Origin of the sequence: Acinetobacter sp. ESBL14 (genome assembly GCF_036668815.1) — a bacterium.
GTDB classification, from domain to species: Bacteria; Pseudomonadota; Gammaproteobacteria; order Pseudomonadales; family Moraxellaceae; genus Acinetobacter; species Acinetobacter gyllenbergii.
The window spans coordinates 56,749-77,424 of record NZ_JAZEVS010000001.1 but is presented as its reverse complement, the minus strand read 5'-3'; the positions used below and the strand labels follow the sequence as shown (position 1 = coordinate 77,424).

The following is a 20,676-nucleotide window of genomic DNA, read 5'->3' as shown; positions in this document are numbered from 1 at the left end:
AAACAAACAGCTATTTAAAAAACCAATATCATATGAAACACACTTTGCCCGCATCTTCAGGCCTCTCTAAATTTATTATTTTTTCCGTCTTTGTATGGCTAGTACTATTGTGGCTACAGTCGACCTATATTGTCATTATCGGGGGGCAAGCCTATCTGTTCTGGACTTCTTTGGGTCTGTTGATTCTGAACCTACTCAGCTTGCGCCCCAACATCTTAAAAAACCGAATTGCTCTGGCAATTACAGCACTACTGTTGCTCTATCTGGCCTTTCACTCTTTATTTTGCACCTATTTGATCATCGCTTTTTACTGTATTTTCTATTTATATGCGGGCGAATATAAACATAAACGCGCCATTAAGTTGATCAGCCTGTTTTTGATTATGATCATCTTTGCAATTTACCAAAGCCAATCTCTGCATGAACTGAAAAGCCATTATGCTCCCTATGAAACTGGTGAAACATGGCAAAAATATGGTGCTTTATAAGTCCACCCATAAAAAAACCTCACATGACGTGAGGTTTTTTTATTGACTCGATTAATCTTGCGAATCAGGGTACAAAGGACGATTACCGGGACTAATACGATTGATATGCAAGAAGGTCATATGCCGCTCGTACTTATCCAAGATGTCATTAATCACCTGTTCTTTGGTGTATCCAACCAAGTCATTGTCTTGAGAACCTTCATATAAGAAAGTTTCCAAGCGGTAATAGAACTGTTTGCCGCGTTTACCACGCTCACTAAAGGTCGGCGCGATATAACGGACTGGCCAGATCTGGTACACGAAGTTATGTTCTTCTTCGATGTAAATGGTGAGATCAAGATGATACAGGCTTTCGCTTTCTTCGACTTCACCCTGCGTCACTTCGACATTCATGCCACGCTTCACCAACTCATCCGCCACGGTTTGTACCGCAGGTTTACACACGCTATCGAGCATACGTTGCGTCTCGCTACTGCCTGGATGATGCATGACACGGGACAAACGCTGTTTCCAGTTCAAAATATCCACGTTTCCGACCACAGGTGCAGCATTCAGGCTACGGCTGGCTTTACGATAATCTTCTAAGCGCAAGGATTTATATAAGCCCGCCATCACCAATAGCATCACAAAACTAAACGGCAAGCCCATAATGACGGTGGCACTTTGCAGTGCAGTAATCCCGTTGGCCATCAACATCGCCACGGTAAGCAAACCAATGGCAGTTGCCCAGAAGATTCTCAGCCAACGTGGTGCATCATTATCGACATTGGAGAACTTGGTAGTAAAGTTACCGAGTACCAAAGCCCCTGAATCGGCAGACGTCACATAGAACAATAGACCCGTAATGGTGGCGATCCCCGCAATAAAGGCAAAGCCTGGATATTGCGCCAACAGGTCATAAAAACCATGTGCAGGATCAGTCAGTACAGTTTGTGCCAGTGCCGTATTGCCTTCAAAAATTACGTTATATAAAGCGCTATTCCCGAAAATAGACAACCACGTAATCGTGAACAATAAAGGAATGATCAAGGTACCACAGACAAATTCACGAATGGTACGACCACGTGAAATACGTGCCAAGAACAGTCCCACAAATGGCGACCATGCGACCCACCATGCCCAGAAGAACAAGGTCCAACTGTTCATCCAGTCTTTTGGTCGGTCAAAGGCAAAGCTTTCCAAGGCCAAACTTGGGAAACGACTGATATAGTCACCAAAGTTTTGTACCAAGGCATTGAGCAGGAATTCGGTATTGCCGAGGAACAGGACGAACAACATCAGACCAATCGCGGCATAGATATTGATTTCGGATAAAACCTTAATGCCTTTATTGACCCCTGCCGTCACCGAAATAATCGTGACAATCACAGCAAGACCAATCAGGGCGATCTGAATCCATAGATTTTCAGGTACGTCAAACAGTACATGCAAACCATAATTGATCTGCACCACCGCAATACCACAGGTGGTGGCGATACCAAAGATCGTACCAATGACTGCGGCTGTATCGACGGTATGCCCAATCGGCCCGTCAATTTTATTCCCAAAGATTGGGTATAAGGCAGAACGAATGGTCAGCGGCAAGTTATAACGATAACTGAAATAGCCCAAGGCCATCCCGACCAGTGCATACATGCCCCAACCCGTTAAACCATAGTGGAACAGCGTCCAGACCATGCCCTGACGCGCAGCTTCATAGGTCTGTCCCTCGCCCACTGGAGGATTCATATAATGAGACAGCGGCTCAGCCACCGAGAAGAACATCAAGTCTGTGCCGATGCCCGCTGCGAACAGCATGGCCGACCAACTCAGCAAGCTAAACTCAGGTTTGGAGTGCTTCGGACCGAGCTTAATATCACCATAACGCGAGCAGGCAATAAAGATCACGAAGATCAGATATAGCGTTGCTGCCAGCAAGTAATACCAGCTGAATTTATCACTGACCCAAGCCAGCACCACATTAAGTAAGTGGTTGGCAAAGTCATTAAAAAAAATCGTAACCAGTGCAAATGTTAAAATAAGTAGAGCTGAAACATAAAAGACCACACGATTTAAATGGTCTTTATTCGCTAATGTAGAATCATCAACCGCTCTTGGATTATCTGTTGCCATACAATCCTCAGGGAGTTAGAGAACAAAAAGAAAATATTCATCTACGTCTTTCCACCTTTGCATCAATGAAAAGACATGTCTGAATAAAAAATGAAAAATAAAAGTCATTTACCCGAATTACAATGTTTCTGATTTTTCAGTTATAGCTTGTGATGACTGAGTTACCTGCGTTATCACTTGCGGCGGTGTAGGACGAAACTGATCCTGTTTTAGTGCTTTGGCCAGGCCAAACATATACAGCAAAATAATAACGGAAAATGGTAAACCACACAGCACCACGGCACTTTGCATGGAGTGAAAACTCCCTGCCAACAGCAGCCCGATACTGACAATGGTAATCACCACAGACCAGAAAATTCTCAACCAAATCGGCGAATCACTTTCATTGCTACCCCCTTTCGAGGACAGATTTGCGATCATGAGTGTACCAGAACCCACAGGGGTCAAAAACAATACGAAACAAATCACAACAACAATCCCAGCAATATAAGGATTGAACGGTAAAAATTCGAGAAGCTTAAATAAGGACAAAGCAGGGTCAGTCAACACCAAGTCACCGAGGATTTTTTGCTTCTGTTCTAGAATAAAATAGATTGCAGTATTGCCAAAAATCGAGATCCAAGCCAAGGTAAAACCGAGTGGAATCAGGCAGACACCCAACACCACTTCGCGAATGGTACGGCCTTTGGAAATTCGCGCAATAAACATACCCACGAATGGTGCCCATGCGATCCACCATGCCCAATAGAATACGGTCCACGAACCTAACCACTCACCCGCCTTGCTGTTATAAAGATACATATCAAAGCTTTTTGCCAGAAAATGATCGAGGTAATCGCCCATGTTCTGCACCAAACCATTGAGCAAATGATTGGTTGGGCCTGTCAGGAACACGAATAGCAATAAGGCATAGAGTAATCGTAGATTAATACGAGATAACCACGCCAGACCTTTTTCAATTCCGACCACGGTAGTGATGGTCGCCACTGACATCATCAACAACACCACCGCAATCAGTGTGGTTTGGCTATTGGGAATTTCTGGGAGAAGATAATGTAGACCCGAGACCAGTACCAAAGCCCCGATGCCCAAGTTAGTCACCAGAGAAATCACCGTGGCTAAAATCCCGAAACCATCGACAAAGTCACCGATCAGACCATGAATCCGCTCACCAAAGATCGGATACAGCGCAGAACGTAAGGCCAACGGCAAATCTCGACGGAAGGCAAAATAACCCAAAGTGACACCCAGCAAGGCATACAGCACCCAACCATGAATGCCCCAATGCAGAAAGCTATACATCATGGCATCACGCGCAGCTTGTATGGTGCCACCCTGACCTTCAGGCGGTCGCAGGAAATGATCAACAGGCTCAGCTACACCGTAATACAACAGTGCAATCCCGATCCCTGCCGAAAACAGCATTGAGACCCAAGCCAGATAACCAAACTCAGGTTTATCGTCATCTTTGCCTAAAGGAATCTGCCCAACCCGTGAAAAAGCCAGCCAAGCAACAAAACCTAAACAAAACACGATCACCAGCATGTAGTACCAACCAAACAATTGATTGGCCTGCCCTTGTATATAGGTCAACCAGAACTGGCTGCGCTGTGGAAACAACACAAACAATAGGCCAAAAATGCCGATACTGATTGCGGAGCTCCAAAAAACAAACAAATTTAAACGTATAGGTTCAGATGGGGACCCTTCATTACTTTCTGACACCATGTTCTTGCTCCTTGCAATTGGTGTTTTTTTCTTAAAAAATAATGTGATAAGTGTTCAATTCTGCTTATCGCCTTATCCATAAGAATCTTTGATTTATTACGCTACTTCTATTCTTGCCAATCAAAAATTCATTGATTTTTACAGATTATACTTTTTATTGATTGAACGTTCAATCAATAAAAAGTATGATAAAAAAATGTTATGATGCTCTACATCGAGAAATGTTGAATAAAAAGCACCTTGGCCGGGCTTGAAATGGATAAGCATGACAAAGCGTAGAGTTAAACCAGAGCATGTGCGACGTGAAGAAATTATTAACGCCGCATTTTATGTAATTTCTGAAGTGGGGTTATCCAATACCACCATTGCACAGATTGCAAAAAAGGCCGAACTATCGACCGGTATCGTGAGTCACTATTTTGGTGACAAACAGGGTCTAATCAATACCTGTATGCAGGAAATGCTCAACGTTTTGCGTCAAAAGACTGACCAATACAAAGCTGAAGCAGATGCGCATCCAGAAAGCCAGATCAAGGCCATTATTGATTCCAACTTCGATATCAGTCAGGTCAACAAACAAGCCATGCGGGTCTGGTTAGACTTCTGGTCAGCCAGTATGCACTTGCCCGAGCTTGGACGTTTACAACGAATTAATGATCAACGCCTGTACTCCAACCTGAAGCATTATTTTTTGATGTTGGTAGAGGATAAACAACAGGCCAGCATTGCCGCTCGCGGATTGGCGGCTTTGATTGACGGATTATGGTTACGTGGCAGTTTGAGCAGTCATGATGAGTTTGACAGCCAGTTGGCACGTTCCATTGCTTACGATTATGTAAAAACGCAATTGCAATTTGCGAACAAACCTTTGCAGGAGAAACAGAATGAGTGATGCACAAGTTCACCAGTTATATATCCACGGACGTTATGTCGCAGCAACCAGTGGTCAAACATTTAACAGCATTAACCCTGCCAACGGTGAAGTGATCGCAACACTTCAACAAGCCTCACAACAAGACATTGAAGCGGCTGTTCAAAGCGCACAACAAGGCCAGAAAGTCTGGGCAGCCATGACTGCGATGGAGCGTTCTCGCATCCTACGCCGTGCAGTTAATATCCTACGTGAACGTAATGATGAACTTGCCCAGCTCGAAACCCTCGATACTGGTAAGGCCTACAGCGAAACATCGACTGTGGATATTGTGACAGGTGCCGATGTCATCGAATACTACGCAGGTCTTGCAACTGCCATTCAAGGCGAGCAAGTGCCACTTCGTGAATCAAGCTTCTTCTATACCCGTCGTGAACCCCTTGGTGTAGTGGCTGGGATCGGGGCTTGGAACTACCCAATTCAAATCGCAATGTGGAAATCTGCCCCTGCCCTTGCTGCGGGTAATGCCATGATTTTCAAACCAAGCGAAACTACGCCGCTAACCGCATTCAAACTTGCTGAAATCTATACGGAAGCGGGCGTTCCAGACGGCGTCTTCAACGTGGTTCAAGGTGCGGGTCGTGATATCGGTCAATGGCTGACTGAACATCCTGTGATTGAAAAAATTTCGTTCACGGGTGGTGTCGAAACTGGCAAGAAAGTGATGGCCAGCGCTGCGGGTTCAACCTTGAAAGAAGTCACCATGGAGTTGGGTGGTAAATCACCGCTGATTATTTGTGATGATGCCAACCTCGACCGTGCTGCGGATATCGCCGTCATGGCAAACTTCTTTAGCTCAGGCCAAGTCTGTACCAATGGTACTCGCGTGTTTGTACCGAAAGCCCTGCTTGCGGCTTTTGAAGCCGCCGTTGTAGAACGGGTAAAACGCATTCGTATTGGCGATCCGATGGCTGAGCAAACCAATTTCGGTCCACTCACCAGCTTCCCGCATATGGAAAAAGTGTTGTCTTTCATTGAGTCAGGCAAACAGCAAGGTGCAAAACTATTGATTGGTGGTGGTCGTGCCACAGAAGGTGATCTCGCCAAAGGTGCTTATGTGCTCCCGACGGTATTCAGCAACTGCCAAGATGATATGGCGATTGTGCAAGAAGAAATCTTCGGTCCTGTGATGAGCATTCTCAGCTATGAAACTGAGGAAGAAGTGATTCGTCGTGCCAATGACACCACCTTTGGCTTAGCTGCAGGTGTGGTGACCCAAGACATCACTAAAGCGCATCGTATGATTCATCAACTTGAAGCTGGTATCTGCTGGATCAATACCTGGGGTGAATCACCTGCGGAAATGCCAGTGGGCGGCTACAAGCAATCTGGTGTTGGCCGTGAAAATGGCTTAACCACTTTGGGGCATTACACCCGTATCAAATCCGTTCAAGTTGAGTTGGGTGAGTATCACAGCATTTTCTAATGCCCTCAGCTTTCACCCTCAAAATTAATCCTCAATGCCGAGCAATCCCATGATTGCCTCGGCATCCTCAAGAATAGAAAAAGGGATAACGATGAATACTCAAGCATATGACTACATTATCATTGGCGCAGGATCTGCCGGAAATGTGCTCGCAACACGTCTGACTGAAGATAAAGACGTGACTGTTTTACTTTTGGAAGCTGGTGGTCCAGACTACCGTTTAGATTTCCGTACTCAAATGCCAGCCGCTTTGGCCTTTCCTTTACAAGGTCGTCGCTATAACTGGGCCTATGAAACCGATCCTGAACCCCACATGAACAATCGCCGTATGGAATGTGGTCGTGGTAAGGGCCTCGGTGGTTCTTCACTGATTAACGGCATGTGCTATATCCGTGGTAATGCCATGGATTTGGATCAGTGGGCAAGCATGAAAGGTTTGGAAGACTGGAGCTACGCCGACTGCTTACCTTACTATAAAAAAGCCGAAACCCGTGATATTGGCGGCAATGACTATCATGGCGACAAAGGTCCTGTATCCGTGGCAACCCCTAAAAATGGCAATAATGTGCTGTTCCATGCCATGGTTGAAGCAGGCGTACAGGCAGGTTATCCACGTACCGATGACTTAAATGGTTATCAACAAGAAGGTTTCGGCCCAATGGATCGTACCGTGACCCCAAAAGGTCGTCGTTCAAGTACCGCGCGTGGTTATTTGGATATGGCCAAAGGTCGTCCGAATTTAACCATCGTCACGCATGCCACCACCAATAAAATCTTGTTTAATCAAAAACAGGCAGTCGGTGTGGAATATATTATTGGTGCTGACCAAGCCAATATGAAACAGGCACAAGCCAAACGTGAAGTATTGCTCTGTGCAGGAGCAATTGCCTCACCACAAATCTTGCAACGCTCAGGTGTAGGTGAAAGTACCTTCCTGAAATCGATGGATATTGATGTGGTACATGACCTGCCGGGTGTCGGTGAGAACCTGCAAGACCACTTGGAAATGTATTTGCAATATCAATGCACGCAACCTGTATCACTCTACCCTGCACTGCAATGGTATAACCAGCCTGCCATTGGCGCTGAATGGTTATTCAATGGCACAGGTGTGGGCGCAAGCAATCAGTTCGAAGCGGGTGGCTTTATCCGCAGTTCGGAAGAGTTCGACTGGCCGAATATCCAGTATCATTTCTTACCTGTTGCGATTAACTACAACGGCAGTAATGCAGTAAAAGAGCATGGCTTCCAAGCCCATGTCGGTTCAATGCGCTCGCCTTCGCGTGGTCGGATCAAGCTCAAATCCAAAGATCCGTTTGAACATCCAAGTATTCTGTTCAACTACATGTCAACAGAACAGGACTGGCGTGAATTCCGTGATGCAATCCGTATCACCCGTGAAATCATGGCACAGCCTGCGCTTGATCCGTATCGTGGTGAAGAAATCAGTCCAGGTAAACATATCCAGACCGATGCAGAACTGGATGAGTTCGTACGTAGCCATGCAGAAACGGCGTTCCACCCATCATGTAGCTGTAAGATGGGCGAAGATGACATGGCGGTGGTCGATGGCCAAGGTCGAGTGCATGGCGTACAAGGCTTACGTGTGGTCGATGCTTCCATCATGCCACTAATCATTACCGGCAACTTAAATGCCACCACCATTATGATCGCAGAAAAAATTGCCGATCAAATCCGTGGCAAAAAACTCCCTCGTTCTGAAGCGGCTTATTACAAAGCGGGTACAGCACCTGTACGTCAAGCGCCGTTACGTCCAATACTATAAGGAAGATATTCCTCAGGGGATACCCGAAGCTCAGCTTCGGGTTCCACTTCATTCAGGGAGAAATGATGAAAAAAACTTTATTCTTAATTGCACCTTTGGCTTTTTATTTTCAAAGCACCCACGCCACTGAAACCACTTCCCCCTACTCAGCCAATATTACTGCGGCCAGCCAATACGTTTCACGCGGTTTTCAACAAACTTGGGGCAAACCTGCCTTGCAAGGGGGACTGGACTACAATCATGCCAGCGGTTTTTATGCGGGTACATGGGCATCGACCGTAAGCGATCATTTTATTCGCGATGCTTCAGTCGAATGGGATGTATATACTGGCTATAGCCGCAGTTTTGGTGATTTAACCGTCGGCACTAAAGTCGCCTATTACTATTATCCTGGGGCAAAAACCACTGCGGATACAGGCAATACCCGTTTTGATTATGGGGAAATTATTCCTGAAATCAGTTACGGCCCGCTCAGCGTGAAATATGCGATTACCTATACCCAAGATTATTTCGGCAATAATTCGGATACCTTAGGCGTCGGCAACAATAAGCATTCACGTGGCTCGGGGTATTTGGATGTCAATTGGCATCAACCGATTACACAAGGTTGGTCAGTCGATGCCCATTATGGCAACCAACGCATTAAAAACTTTTCTGCTGCCAGCTTCCAAGATGCCAGTTTTGCCGTCAACAAAGAGCTACCCTATAACCTTTCCAGCAGTTTGACCTATAGCAAAGCATGGGATAAAGACGGTTTTTATCAGCAATACAGCAATGGCAATCCCAACGCCAAAGTCTCCAATCCAATTGATTCAACCGTAACTTTGTCACTGACCAAAAGCTTCTAATCCAAGCTGAATCAAGTCTTCTGGCATAAAAAAAGCCGCTTCATTGAAAGCGGCTTTTAAAATCTTGGATATTAAGGCTTGATCAGTTCAATCGTTGTACCTGCACGTTTTGGATCAATCAGAATCTTGGCATGTTGCTCTGGATCGCGCAGCGCCTCAAAGGCATTGCCCACCCCTTCCAAACCGACCACACCTGTGATCAATGGTGAACAATCGACTTTACCTTCTGCAATCATATGCAGCGTGTCACGGAATTCAAGCGGCGTATAACCCAATACATATTGGATTTCCAATTCCTTATTAATCGCCAAGGCAGGTTCGATTTTATCACTTTGCATACACACGCCCACCCCCACAATACGTGAGAACAGTGGTGCACCTTCCAAAATCTGCTGCATAATTCCAGCCACACCGACGCACTCAAAAATCACTGGACGCTTTGGCAATATTCCAAGTTTATCCCCCACGCGCATGGCATTGACCCACGGTAATGAGTAAGTTTGAACCTTGTCAAAAAGCCCCATCCCCATATTAATCGCTTCAGAGACATTGCCCAATAAACCCAGTTCTTTCCAACTGCTAAATGGAGACTGTTGTTTAGGGTCAATCAAGATATCTGCACCACATTGCTCAGCCAAGCGACGGCGGTTCGGTGAAAAATCACTGGCAACCACGGTTTTAACGCCTGCGGCCTTGAGCATAATAATCACGCCCAAACCGACAGGGCCACAACCAATTACAATCGCTGGCTCATTTTTCTTGATTCGACTACGACGTACTGCATGCAGTGCAACAGCCATTGGCTCAGTCAATGCTGCACTGTCCGCATCTAGACCATTCGGCACTTCAAACATCAGACTGGATTGCACCAAGACTTGCTCTGCATAACCACCGGAAGCACTCGGTGACAAGCCTGTAGGAACATAGCCTTGCGGATCAACATTTAACAAGGGCATGGCGCAAACCAACGTATCTGCTTTTAATTTACGTCGTGTTTTTGGACCATAATCCAAGACTTTGCCACAGAACTCATGCCCGAAAACCAATTTATCTGAGGATTTTGCCACCCCATTAAAGCCGACGCGTGCTGCCAAATCATGCATATGATCACAGTGATGTTGCATATGTAAATCCGAACCACAGATACCGCAACGCACCACTTCAAGCAGGACTTGTCCTTTAGCAGGGACCAATTGAACACTGTCTTCCAGTTTCAGCTCAGCGTTATGACAAACCAGAGATTTCATAGAATGCTTTCCTTTTTTGTTTTATTCCCATTGTTCACCTTCAGCACTTTAACCCGTTGCTGTGCCAAGCAAACAACACATGACTCAATCCTGACAAGGATAATTGTCAAAAACTATGACCGAAATATCAATATATCGAAGCAATAAAGTCAGCAAATGATGTATTTTAGGATAGCTCGATTGATTGAAAAAAGATTAAAAATTATTCTCTTTTAACTTCAAATAGATGAGTCTATTTTTCTCAATTGTTGCCCGATTTTTATTAAAACGATCAAATTTAAACCTTGCATTTAATAGTGTCATTATGCCAATATATATTTACTGGCTTTAAGCCACTATAAAAGAGAAATTAAAAATGACGATTCAACTTATGACAGCTCAAGCGAATGTTCCCATCGAGTTTTTGCAGTTTTCAGGTGGTGAGCGTCATATTCAACTGCAACCTGAATTATTAAACCAATTAACAGCTGACACTCAGATCAAAGCCTCACTACAGAACAGTGCAGATGTGATGGATTATCTGCTATTAGAAAATGTGTTGTTGCAACAAGACACTCACCTTTCGGTAGAAATCCCTTATTTTCCCTATGCACGTCAAGACCGTATCTGTGCACAAGGTCAGGCCTTCTCATTGGATTTAATGACCAAGTTATTAAATAGCAATAGCGAAAAGTTTGCAGGGCAACGCCAGAAAATTGTGGTGTGGGATTGTCATAGCCCAGTGACCCTTGAGCTGCTACGTAAAAATACCCGCTTCCAACAAGTGATCAATATTGAGCCGATTGAGATTATCCAGCAAAGCCCAGCATTGATGCAGATTTTAAGCGCCGACAATAGCGTATTGATCTGTCCTGATGCAGGCGCAATACAGCGCACCCAAGCGATTGCAAACGGTATTAATCCGCAACGCCAACAGGCCATTGAAGTGATTCACTGTGAAAAGAAACGTGATCCAAGCACTGGAAAAATTAGAACAACGGCGGTGGATAGCCCTGATTTGACAGGAAAAACAGCCGTGATCACCGATGATATTTGTGACGGTGGTGCAACCTTTATTGGTATTGCCAAACAATTACGCAGCCTAAACTGCCAAAACATTATTTTATATGTCACGCATGGCATTTTTAGCAAAGGTATCGCGGTATTTGATGGCTTGGTCGATCAGGTCTTTACCAGCAATAGCCTGCCACAAACAGAAGCAAGCAAACTCAACATTATCAATTTTCAAAACTAAGATTTAAAGCACGAGGCCAATAAAAATGAGTATTAAAATTAACCCACTCAATGCAATTGATTTCTATAAAGCCGACCACCGTCGCCAGTATCCAGTGGGAACTGAATACGTCTATGCCAACTTTACCCCGCGTTCATCACGTTTAGCCAAAATGCTGCCGGATTTTGATGACAAGATAGTGTTCTTTGGCCTACAAGGCTTTATCAAACACTTTTTGATTGAAACCTGGAATGAAGGCTTCTTCAATCAACCTAAAGCCAAAGTAGTCGCAGCCTATAAACGCCGTATGGACAATTCTTTAGGTGAAGGTGCAGTGCCTGTCGAGCACATCGAAGCTTTACACGATCTCGGCTATTTACCATTAAAAATTAAAGCCTTGCCAGAAGGTAGCCGCGTCAATATCAAAGTACCTGTATTGACTATTATCAATACTGACCCGAATTTCTTTTGGCTAACCAACTACATCGAAACCGTGCTCAGTGCCGAGCTATGGAAAAGCTGTACTACAGCCAGCATTGCCTATGAATATAAACGCTTGTTGACCCAATATGCAGAAAAAACAGGTGCAGCTTTAGACTTTGTTGCTGTTCAAGGCCATGATTTTAGTAGCCGAGGGATGAGTGGGATCTATGATGCTGCCCAATCGGGTGTGGGTCACTTAACCAGTTTTATTGGGACAGATTCAGTTGCTTCTATTGATTATGCAGAAGAATATTACAACGCAACAGGTGTCGTAGGCGTTTCAGTACCTGCAACAGAACACAGTGTGATGTGTATGGGCAGTGAAGAAAGTGAAATCGAGACCTTTAGACGTCTGATCTGTGAGCTTTATCCTGCCGGTGTAGTCAGTATCGTTTCAGATACTTGGGATTTCTGGCGTGTGATTACCGAGTTTAGCGTGGAATTAAAAGCAGAGATTTTAAAACGCCAACCGAATGCCCTCGGACTCGCCAAAGTGGTGTTTCGCCCTGACTCAGGTGATCCTGTGAAAATTATCTGTGGCGATCCTGATGCAGAGCGAGATAGTCCCGCTTATAAAGGTGCAGTGCAATGTTTATGGGAAATTTTCGGCGGCACAGAAACCGCTCAAGGCTATAAGGTATTGAATGAACGAGTTGGCTTGATTTATGGTGACTCGATTACCCTAGAACGTGCCCAAAATATCTTAAAAGGTTTGGAGGCCAAAGGCTTTGCTTCAAATAATCTGGTCTTTGGAATCGGCAGCTATACTTATAACTATTTGACTCGTGATAGCTTTGGTTTTGCAGTCAAAGCCACTTGGGGTCAGGTTAACGGTGTCGGTCGTGAACTGTTTAAAGACCCTGTAACGGATTCAGGTGTTAAAAAGTCAGCCAAAGGCTTGTTACGGGTTGAACAAACTGAACATGGTTTTGAGCTCTTTGATCAACAAAGCTTTGAACAGGAGAAAATGGGCGCACTGCAAACGGTATTTGAAAATGGTCAATTGTTAAGAGAATGCTCACTTGATCAAATTCGGGAGAGATTGGTCTAAAGCGATATCTAGATCACTCATTTCAAATTTGAAATTCATCTACGCTACATTGATAGACGGCATGGATGCTGCCTCTTTAACTGTCTTGCACGAAGTTCAAAGTATGACTTTGAACTTCGCTCAGGATGTACCATCAGCTCATTCAAATCTATAAAAAACCTTTATACTTGATTCACTCATCCATGAGACAACGCCAAATGACCTATACCTCCGAACAGGAATACCTTGCCCACTATCAAAAAACAGACTATGACACGCCTCTGTTTACGGTCGATATGGCAATTTTTTCTGTAGCAAAAGGTCAATTACAAGTCTTAATGATTCAACGCTCCAACTTTCCCGAAAAAGGCAAATGGGCGCTACCGGGTGGTTTTGTCGATTTAAAAACCGATCCCGATTTAATGGCAACAGCACACCGTAAACTGCTTGAAAAAACAGGGATTCACTCCCCTTATCTAGAACAAGTCGAAACCATTGGCAATCAACATCGTGATCCACGTGGTTGGTCCATTACCGCTTTATATTTTGCCCTGATTGATTTTGACCAATTTGAAATTCAAACAAGCAGCACCACCGAACATCGTCAATGGCTTCCGATCGATCAAGCATTACAACTAGATTTAGCCTTTGATCACCAACAGCTACTACAACTGGCATTTGAACGTCTTGGCAATAAAACCCGCTATACCGCCTTACCCGCCAGCCTGATGCCTGAGTTATTTACCCTAACTGAATTACAGACGATTTATGAAGTTATTTTAGGTCATAGATTAGAAAAAAAATCATTTAGACGGCGTATGCAAGAAGCAGGTGCCGTTGAAGAAACGGGACAGCAAAAAATTGTCGGCAAGCGCCCTGCTCAATTGTTCCGCTATGCACTGCAAGATTATCATTTTACTTTTCCGCGTATGCTGGAAACGCCACGCAACAGCACTGAAAATGAAAAGAGCTAAGGCAAATAGCTTAGCTCTTCAATAACTTAGAACTTACTTCCAAGTTTGACGAATCAAATCCACCGCTTTTTCAGCAATCATAATTGCAGGTGCATTGGTATTGCCATTGACCACGGTTGGCATAATCGACGCATCCACCACGCGTAATCCTGCAATGCCATACACTTTTAGCTCAGGATCGACCACCGCCATCTCATCCACACCCATTTTACAACTACCAACAGGGTGATACACCGTGTCGACACGGTGCCGTAAAATCTCACGAATTTCATCATCAGACTGCACATTGGCTGTAAACATATCTTCTTTAATTTTTTCACTTAAAGCGGGTGCATTCATTAACTTTTGCGTGACTTTAAAACCATCAACCATATCTTGCAGATCTTGCTCATCCTCAAGGAATTTAAAGTCAATTAATAATGGATCATCGACATTTTTACCACTGAGTTTGACTGAACCCCGCGCACGCGGATTCAACAAGCAAACATGGCATGAAATTCCATGTCCCATATGCATGGTTCGAGCATGGTTATCCACCACCGCAATCACAAAATGCAACTGTAGATTCGGCTTATCCAATTCAGGACGACTTTTTAAGAAACCACCACATTCAGCATAATTGGTGGTGATTAAACCACGACGCTCTTTACGATAACGCCCAATCTGTTTGACTAAATCAACACTTCCCCCAACCGACACCCCAAAAGTTCCTTCCATTTGCTTGGTCTTATAAGCAAAAATAAAGTCAGGATGATCATGCAGGTTTTCACCCACACCCGCCAAATCTTTAATTACAGGGATACCGTGTTTTTCTAGTTCTTGGCGTGGACCAATCCCCGACAACATCAAGACTTGTGGAGATTGGAATGCACCCGCAGATAAGAGCACTTCTTTATTGGCACGAACAATCGTGCTTTGTCCATTGTGTTTATATTCGACCCCAACAGCACGACCATTTTCAATCACAATTTTTGACACCAAAGCTTTGGTAATCACATGTAGATTCGGGCGTTTACCTAAATAAGGAAACAGATAACCACGCGCTGCGCTCCAGCGTTCACCATTTTTTTGTGTAACCTGATAAACACCGAGTCCTTCTTGTTCTGCACCATTGAAGTCATCATTGAGTGGATAATTGACCTGCTTCGCAGCTTCAACAAAGGTTTTCTGATACGGATTGTCCGAACGCAATTCACTGACATTTAATGGTCCGTGTTGACCATGATATTCATTACGAATACGCTCGTTATGCTCTGATTTTATAAAATATGGCAAAACATCGTCATAAGACCATCCCGTATTGCCTAAAGCAGCCCAATGGTCATAGTCACTACGATGCCCACGGATATACACCATTGCATTGATGGCAGAACTGCCACCTAAGCATTTTCCACGAGGTTGATAGCCTCTACGTCCATTCAGCCCTTTTTGTGGAATGGTTTCTAAAGCCCAGTTATTAATCTTGGTTGGAATACTGATCACTGCTGCTGAAGGTGTATTCACCAACCAACTGTTGCCATCACCACCAGCTTCTAATAAACATACCGAAATATTTGGATTTTCAGATAATCGACCAGCCAGTACCGAACCTGCTGAACCACCACCTATAATTACAAAATCAAAAGCTGTTTCTGTCATCGCTATACTCTGTTTTTTCTTTTTAAAAAGTGGACGCATTATGCCGAACTTGGCATTTAAATACTGTTGTTGTCTAACCAATTCATATCAATAAAAGTAACTTAACTGCAACGCAATAAAAGCGCAATAGTCAAATCAAGCAGTCACGTTGCTGTAAAAAGAGAGCCAATTGCAAAACTACTGGATGGATTCTTTCTCTAATTTTTTCTGTTTCAGATACTCAACATGTTGACGATCTGTTTTCCACGATGGTTCCAATACTTCTTTCTCAATACGAGAGCGAATTCTTTTCTGTTTCATGGGGCTGATCACCTCCTCATTGAAACTTTTCACATATTTCAACCAAGTCTTACCTCGAAACACATTTTCAGGCATTTCTGTTTTAAACTCACTACGAGGCGTAAAAACAATAACCGAGTGCAAATATTGTGGATCTAACACGTCATTTAGCACTATCTCTAGCACTTTGCTATGTTTATAGTTTTGATGTAAAGGATTTTGAAATTTATAGCTTTTCTTATAGATTTTTTGCGTCCATTGCTTCTGTCGAACACTACCAAAAATCCACCCCGTATAGTTCTTCGTTTCTATAATAAAAACCCCATAAGGACTTATTAAAATATGATCAATTTGAGTTGTACCTTGCTCGCCATCAGGGATCGTCACGTTGTTTAATAACATGTACTCCTCTCCTAACCCCTTTTCTACGTGAGCCTTAACCATCAGCTCTCCGATTCTTCCCTTAAAATATGGTGATTTCAAATAAGTGATAATAGAAAGAATAATAATGAAAAATATAAAGTATAAAAGCATATTCCTTCCCCAGTAATTTTAAATTTAATTTATTAAGAACAAAAAAATAAGATCTAAAATTTTAGAATATATTTTATCAACATTCACTTAATTATTTATATTTTTATATTCATTATAAATTAGAATCAAACCGCCCATAAGGATAAAAAACAGACCTAACAGCTTTAATCCATCTATTTTTCTAATTTGCATTCCTAGAAGTCCAGTACTATCAATAATCGTTGCAAAGAGCATTTGTCCTAAGAAAACCCATAACAATGTATTTGTTGCTCCTATTTGAGGAGCTGCAAGAAACATACAAAGAATATAAATAGAACCAAGAAAACCAGGAAACCACATCCACCATGAGGCTTGTTGGTATAACGGAGGTTTAATCGTACCATCAACGATTAATGCAATGATTAGTGATGCAATTGCTCCACCAACATAAAGCACAAAAGTTGATTGGATTTGAGAAGCACCACTTGTATTTCGAAAAGTATTTACCATTGCGAGCTGTAGTGGAACGATCACACCTCCCAATATGCTAATAAAGACATAACTAAGGTTTTGCATTGCGAACCTCTCTATATAACTCATCCCAGAATTGCTCTAGCAAATCTAAAAACTCATAAAAACCTTTCAAAAACTCTTCTCGTTTCTTATCAGTATCAATAATACTCCAAATTGTTCTATTTAAATCTTCAGCATGCCTCTCTTCTGTTCCATCCAAATGGATATCATAAAAATATGCCACATCATTCCAGCGCTCATCTGTAAATTTAGATCTATTCTTTTCTGCACCACTTATCAATAATTCTAATTGAGGTAAAGCATGTATTTCTTGAGCTAGTGCTGCCCCTAGCATAACATATAAATTTTCACCAAATAATAGCTCAGATTTAGCTTTCAACCTCACAGTTGCTGGCAACCCCTTTTCATATATAGGCCTTTTCTTGAATATTGTTTGACTATACGCTTCTACTGACTTAATAAATAAAAAAGCATGTGATTGCCCAGTATCAAGACCTTTTTCTTCAGCAATATTTTGCTCAAAAGCCTCAATAATCTGTTTTATATTTATATAACTTCCTTTTTCTTTCTTAACTCCTTTCAATATCTTACATCCAATATCTAATCTATGAGCTGTGGGTGCCAACCAATGTCTTAAATTATTCACTAATAAACTGAACTGAAGATATGTATAACTCTCACTATTCAGTTCCCAATGTAACAAACATTCATTAGTAGCTACTTTTACAGCAAATGATTTTAAATCTACATATTCCATAACAATCCCCATTAATATTACTTTAGGCAAAAATAAGAATCATACAAATAATTATCATATTTATTTAAAATCGATAAAAATAAAGAATCTCAAAATATTTCCAAACAAACAAAATAGGAAAATAAAGCAAAAAAATGCGAAATAATTATCAAAAAATTAAAATAAAAAACAATAAAAATTATAATTAATTTAAAAAATTATTAATTTTTAATAATATTATTATATTTAAATATCGATGATTTATATAAAAAATTATTTAGAAAACATAAATCTTTCAATGTCCCATAAATCTAATTCAACAAAAAAATCCAGACGTAAAAAAACCGCTAACTTAGCGGTATTTTATCTCATCTTTTAAGATGATGGTCGGAGCAGTAGGATTCGAACCTACGACCCCCTGGTCCCAAACCAGGTGCACTACCAGGCTGTGCTATGCTCCGAAATTGGGGTGAATGACGGGATTCGAACCCCACACAAATTAAAATTAATTCAATATATAACAATAAATTAGGAATTAAGAGGTCTTAAAATGGGCAAATATGGGAATATGTAAGCCTTGGTATGTCCATTGCACCAGGACAACGATCGCAAAAAATTGAAGGGTTATTGTGGCTGTATGGAATGCTATGTTTAGCCGAGTAATGGAGTAATAAAAAAAAAGTACCTAAACAATTCAGGTACTTATTGTTTACTTTTCAGAGTAATTATTTAGTGAATCACTATATTGGTTATTACTGCTGAATATATTGGTTAATTTTGGATAAATAGTCTGGCATATCTTCAGCAATCAATTTGCCATAATGCTTATAGATCATAGATGTATCTGCATGCCCTAGCTGCTCCGCAATCCACTCCGGGGGAACTTGGCCACTAGATAATAATTGGCTCGCAAATGTATGCCGACCTTGGTTGATTCCCCTTTTTCGTACTTTTGCTTTTTTGAGGTGTTTGCCCCATCGATAGCGTAATTCGTGATACTCAAAATGTGTCGACCGTTCACGATTGAGCCAGACAAATCTTAAACGTTCCTCTTTATAGCTATGGTTATCACGCTGAAGTACTTCAATCACCTGTGTTCGTGCATTTCCTGAAAAGTGATATTGCTCCTTCAATGCATCTAAAGCTGGCTCTAACAGCTTAATTTCACGTTTACGTCGACGATTTTTAGTGACTCGATATACACCACGAACATAAGACCGGTTTATTTGAATTGTACCTTTCTCCAAATTGATATCCTCCCATGCGATTGGGATCTGTTCCGACATGGAAAGGCCAGTCCAGAAAAGGCATGGTAAGAGGTTTTCGATATCGAGATCTGTTTCTGTCTGAAGCAATCGATTTATTTCAGCTTTCGTGAATGGATCTGGCTCTGGAGTATCCGCCTGGTGAATGGTGATATTTTGGAATGGATCAAATGCCACTTTATTCTCATCACGCCATACAGCATGGACTTGAGAGAATCTCGTGATAATTTCACGGATCGTTTTACTGCTGTGCGTTTCCTTCAGCTGCTTAATCCACTTTTTTACCTGTTTAGTCTCAATTTCTTCGGGATGTAATTTGCCCCATTTGGGGTTTATGTGGTTTTTTACATGCCCTTCATACGATGCATAAGTACTTGGAGCCACTTCCTTTTTAATGTCATCTAAGTAAATTTTTGCATAGTAGGAGATCTGGTTTTCCTTTAAATTTTTTGAATTAGGGAAATGCCTTGATAGCTCAAACTTTCCCATTTTCATCTCTAGGGTGATCAATTCAGCCCATTGCTTGGCTCGTTCTTTGTGTTCTGGAGTCGCTGGCCATTCTAAAGGTTCATTAATTTTTTCACCTTTATTGAGAATCCACATTCGTAAACTATTACCACGACACTCGATACCCGCTGCCATAATATTTCCTAAAAATTACATAAACTTATTTTAAAAAAAATGCGCCTCATTCGGAGGCGCATTTGAGGTGTTTTATAGGTTTAGAAAGGGAGCTCACTCCGTCTGAAAGATTCGGTACGCAATGAACTTAATAGGAAGCCATCTGATGTTTCTATGAGGTCATCGAGGGCTTGATCAGGTAAATCGGAAATTGCATAACCCTTATATTTGCCATAAAAAATATGGGTTGGAGTTCTGGCAATTTCAGAAAATTGATAAAGCTCCTCCATTGATTTTATCTGCTTTTGCCTAACAATATGCAATAAGAGAGAATATGTTGTTTTGCAATCATTCATTGCTGAATGTGCCCCTCTCAAACCTCGTCTTGTGGCCTTACGATCACTACTTAACTGGTAAGATAAAGCAGTTAAACTATGAGATTCAAAATGTGGCCAAAGATATCTAGCCATAGCCAGTGTGCAAATACGTTTGATGTTCGTTGTGTCACATCCAGCTCGATTTACAGCATCAATATCATAATCAACATTGTGGCCAATCAGATATTCAATATCATCTTTGGGCAAACGGAACTTAGTAAATGATGGACATTTGATAAGATCTTCATCAACAATGTGATGTATGGCCATTGCCGATATTGAAATAGGTTCACTTGGCTTGTATCGCTTAGAAAACTCAAACATTTTAGGAACGATTGGAAAATCTGAATACGGAGTAAAACCAACCTCCATAGCTGCAGCTTCAATGATGTCGCCATGTAGTTTATGAGTTTCAGTGTCGAAAATTAAACCTTGAGTTGAGTTCAT

General features: G+C 42.2%; 17 protein-coding genes and 1 tRNA gene. 8 read left to right on the top strand and 10 right to left on the bottom strand.

Translation table 11 applies throughout. The annotated features are described in order from the left end of the window. Positions 1-32 precede the first annotated feature (32 nt). Positions 33-488, top strand: coding sequence for a hypothetical protein (locus V6E90_RS00445; RefSeq protein ID WP_016660445.1), 456 nt, complete (start codon positions 33-35; stop codon positions 486-488). Positions 489-539: 51 nt separating this feature from the next. Here V6E90_RS00445 and V6E90_RS00440 read toward each other — a convergent pair whose 3' ends face one another. Further along, positions 540-2,600, bottom strand: coding sequence for a choline transporter (locus V6E90_RS00440; protein ID WP_004655484.1), 2,061 nt, complete (start codon positions 2,598-2,600; stop codon positions 540-542). 117 nt (positions 2,601-2,717) lie between these two features. Continuing rightward, on the bottom strand, positions 2,718-4,328 hold the full coding sequence (locus tag V6E90_RS00435; protein ID WP_332604196.1) for a BCCT family transporter: 1,611 nt from the start codon (positions 4,326-4,328) through the stop codon (positions 2,718-2,720). Positions 4,329-4,593: 265 nt separating this feature from the next. Here V6E90_RS00435 and betI point away from each other — a divergent pair, with 265 nt between their 5' ends. The 4 genes from betI to V6E90_RS00415 all read left to right on the top strand — a co-directional run bounded on the left by betI (position 4,594) and on the right by V6E90_RS00415 (position 9,319). Next, positions 4,594-5,220: a transcriptional regulator BetI gene (gene betI / locus V6E90_RS00430; protein ID WP_005239515.1), complete on the top strand. Its 627-nt coding sequence runs from the start codon at positions 4,594-4,596 to the stop codon at positions 5,218-5,220. Beyond that, positions 5,213-6,685 carry a betaine-aldehyde dehydrogenase gene (gene betB, locus V6E90_RS00425; protein ID WP_332604195.1) on the top strand — a complete coding sequence of 491 codons (1,473 nt, stop codon included), beginning with the start codon at positions 5,213-5,215 and terminating at the stop codon, positions 6,683-6,685. The genes betI and betB overlap by 8 nt, the downstream gene beginning before the upstream one ends. A gap of 91 nt (positions 6,686-6,776) precedes the next feature. Next, positions 6,777-8,471: a choline dehydrogenase gene (betA, locus tag V6E90_RS00420; RefSeq protein WP_016541615.1), complete on the top strand. Its 1,695-nt coding sequence runs from the start codon at positions 6,777-6,779 to the stop codon at positions 8,469-8,471. 65 nt (positions 8,472-8,536) lie between these two features. Beyond that, positions 8,537-9,319 carry a TorF family putative porin gene (locus tag V6E90_RS00415; RefSeq protein ID WP_004655495.1) on the top strand — a complete coding sequence of 261 codons (783 nt, stop codon included), beginning with the start codon at positions 8,537-8,539 and terminating at the stop codon, positions 9,317-9,319. Between the two features lie 71 nt (positions 9,320-9,390). Here the strand turns inward: V6E90_RS00415 and V6E90_RS00410 are convergent, their stop codons facing one another. After that, positions 9,391-10,566, bottom strand: coding sequence for a zinc-binding dehydrogenase (locus V6E90_RS00410; RefSeq protein WP_332604194.1), 1,176 nt, complete (start codon positions 10,564-10,566; stop codon positions 9,391-9,393). Positions 10,567-10,921: 355 nt separating this feature from the next. On the opposite strand from V6E90_RS00410, the gene V6E90_RS00405 reads away from it, so the two are divergent. The 3 genes from V6E90_RS00405 (at position 10,922) to ntrR (ending at position 14,266) form a co-directional block, all read left to right on the top strand. Beyond that, positions 10,922-11,800, top strand: coding sequence for a phosphoribosyltransferase family protein (locus V6E90_RS00405; RefSeq protein WP_332604193.1), 879 nt, complete (start codon positions 10,922-10,924; stop codon positions 11,798-11,800). 25 nt (positions 11,801-11,825) lie between these two features. After that, on the top strand, positions 11,826-13,313 hold the full coding sequence (locus V6E90_RS00400; protein WP_332604192.1) for a nicotinate phosphoribosyltransferase: 1,488 nt from the start codon (positions 11,826-11,828) through the stop codon (positions 13,311-13,313). 197 nt (positions 13,314-13,510) lie between these two features. Then, positions 13,511-14,266: an ADPR responsive transcriptional repressor NtrR gene (ntrR, locus tag V6E90_RS00395; RefSeq protein ID WP_332605053.1), complete on the top strand. Its 756-nt coding sequence runs from the start codon at positions 13,511-13,513 to the stop codon at positions 14,264-14,266. A gap of 33 nt (positions 14,267-14,299) precedes the next feature. Here ntrR and V6E90_RS00390 read toward each other — a convergent pair whose 3' ends face one another. From V6E90_RS00390 to V6E90_RS00360, 7 genes are all read right to left on the bottom strand, one after another. After that, positions 14,300-15,904, bottom strand: coding sequence for a GMC family oxidoreductase (locus V6E90_RS00390; RefSeq protein WP_332604191.1), 1,605 nt, complete (start codon positions 15,902-15,904; stop codon positions 14,300-14,302). 177 nt (positions 15,905-16,081) lie between these two features. Continuing rightward, positions 16,082-16,717, bottom strand: a complete 636-nt coding sequence (locus V6E90_RS00385; RefSeq protein WP_065343583.1) for a nuclease-related domain-containing protein — start codon at positions 16,715-16,717, stop codon at positions 16,082-16,084. An 87-nt stretch (positions 16,718-16,804) separates the two neighbouring features. Then, positions 16,805-17,272, bottom strand: a complete 468-nt coding sequence (locus V6E90_RS00380) for a DMT family transporter (protein WP_332604190.1) — start codon at positions 17,270-17,272, stop codon at positions 16,805-16,807. Then, positions 17,259-17,987: a DUF3865 domain-containing protein gene (locus tag V6E90_RS00375; protein WP_332604189.1), complete on the bottom strand. Its 729-nt coding sequence runs from the start codon at positions 17,985-17,987 to the stop codon at positions 17,259-17,261. The genes V6E90_RS00380 and V6E90_RS00375 overlap by 14 nt, the downstream gene beginning before the upstream one ends. A gap of 363 nt (positions 17,988-18,350) precedes the next feature. Next, positions 18,351-18,427, bottom strand: a tRNA-Pro gene (locus V6E90_RS00370). A 291-nt stretch (positions 18,428-18,718) separates the two neighbouring features. Next, positions 18,719-19,873 (bottom strand): tyrosine-type recombinase/integrase, encoded by a 1,155-nt coding sequence (locus tag V6E90_RS00365; protein ID WP_332604188.1) that lies wholly within the window; start codon positions 19,871-19,873, stop codon positions 18,719-18,721. A gap of 80 nt (positions 19,874-19,953) precedes the next feature. Then, positions 19,954-20,676 (bottom strand): 3'-5' exonuclease, encoded by a 723-nt coding sequence (locus V6E90_RS00360; protein ID WP_332604187.1) that lies wholly within the window; start codon positions 20,674-20,676, stop codon positions 19,954-19,956.

Bases quoted from the DNA above. Each gene is read 5' to 3' on its own strand.
- V6E90_RS00445 (WP_016660445.1), top strand. From the start codon at position 33: ATGAAACACACTTTGCCCGCATCTTCAGGCCTCTCTAAATTTATTATT.
- V6E90_RS00440 (WP_004655484.1), bottom strand. From the start codon at position 2,600: ATGGCAACAGATAATCCAAGAGCGGTTGATGATTCTACATTAGCGAAT.
- V6E90_RS00435 (WP_332604196.1), bottom strand. From the start codon at position 4,328: ATGGTGTCAGAAAGTAATGAAGGGTCCCCATCTGAACCTATACGTTTA.
- betI (WP_005239515.1), top strand. From the start codon at position 4,594: ATGACAAAGCGTAGAGTTAAACCAGAGCATGTGCGACGTGAAGAAATT.
- betB (WP_332604195.1), top strand. From the start codon at position 5,213: ATGAGTGATGCACAAGTTCACCAGTTATATATCCACGGACGTTATGTC.
- betA (WP_016541615.1), top strand. From the start codon at position 6,777: ATGAATACTCAAGCATATGACTACATTATCATTGGCGCAGGATCTGCC.
- V6E90_RS00415 (WP_004655495.1), top strand. From the start codon at position 8,537: ATGAAAAAAACTTTATTCTTAATTGCACCTTTGGCTTTTTATTTTCAA.
- V6E90_RS00410 (WP_332604194.1), bottom strand. From the start codon at position 10,566: ATGAAATCTCTGGTTTGTCATAACGCTGAGCTGAAACTGGAAGACAGT.
- V6E90_RS00405 (WP_332604193.1), top strand. From the start codon at position 10,922: ATGACGATTCAACTTATGACAGCTCAAGCGAATGTTCCCATCGAGTTT.
- V6E90_RS00400 (WP_332604192.1), top strand. From the start codon at position 11,826: ATGAGTATTAAAATTAACCCACTCAATGCAATTGATTTCTATAAAGCC.
- ntrR (WP_332605053.1), top strand. From the start codon at position 13,511: ATGACCTATACCTCCGAACAGGAATACCTTGCCCACTATCAAAAAACA.
- V6E90_RS00390 (WP_332604191.1), bottom strand. From the start codon at position 15,904: ATGACAGAAACAGCTTTTGATTTTGTAATTATAGGTGGTGGTTCAGCA.
- V6E90_RS00385 (WP_065343583.1), bottom strand. From the start codon at position 16,717: ATGCTTTTATACTTTATATTTTTCATTATTATTCTTTCTATTATCACT.
- V6E90_RS00380 (WP_332604190.1), bottom strand. From the start codon at position 17,272: ATGCAAAACCTTAGTTATGTCTTTATTAGCATATTGGGAGGTGTGATC.
- V6E90_RS00375 (WP_332604189.1), bottom strand. From the start codon at position 17,987: ATGGAATATGTAGATTTAAAATCATTTGCTGTAAAAGTAGCTACTAAT.
- V6E90_RS00365 (WP_332604188.1), bottom strand. From the start codon at position 19,873: ATGGCAGCGGGTATCGAGTGTCGTGGTAATAGTTTACGAATGTGGATT.
- V6E90_RS00360 (WP_332604187.1), bottom strand. From the start codon at position 20,676: ATGAACTCAACTCAAGGTTTAATTTTCGACACTGAAACTCATAAACTA.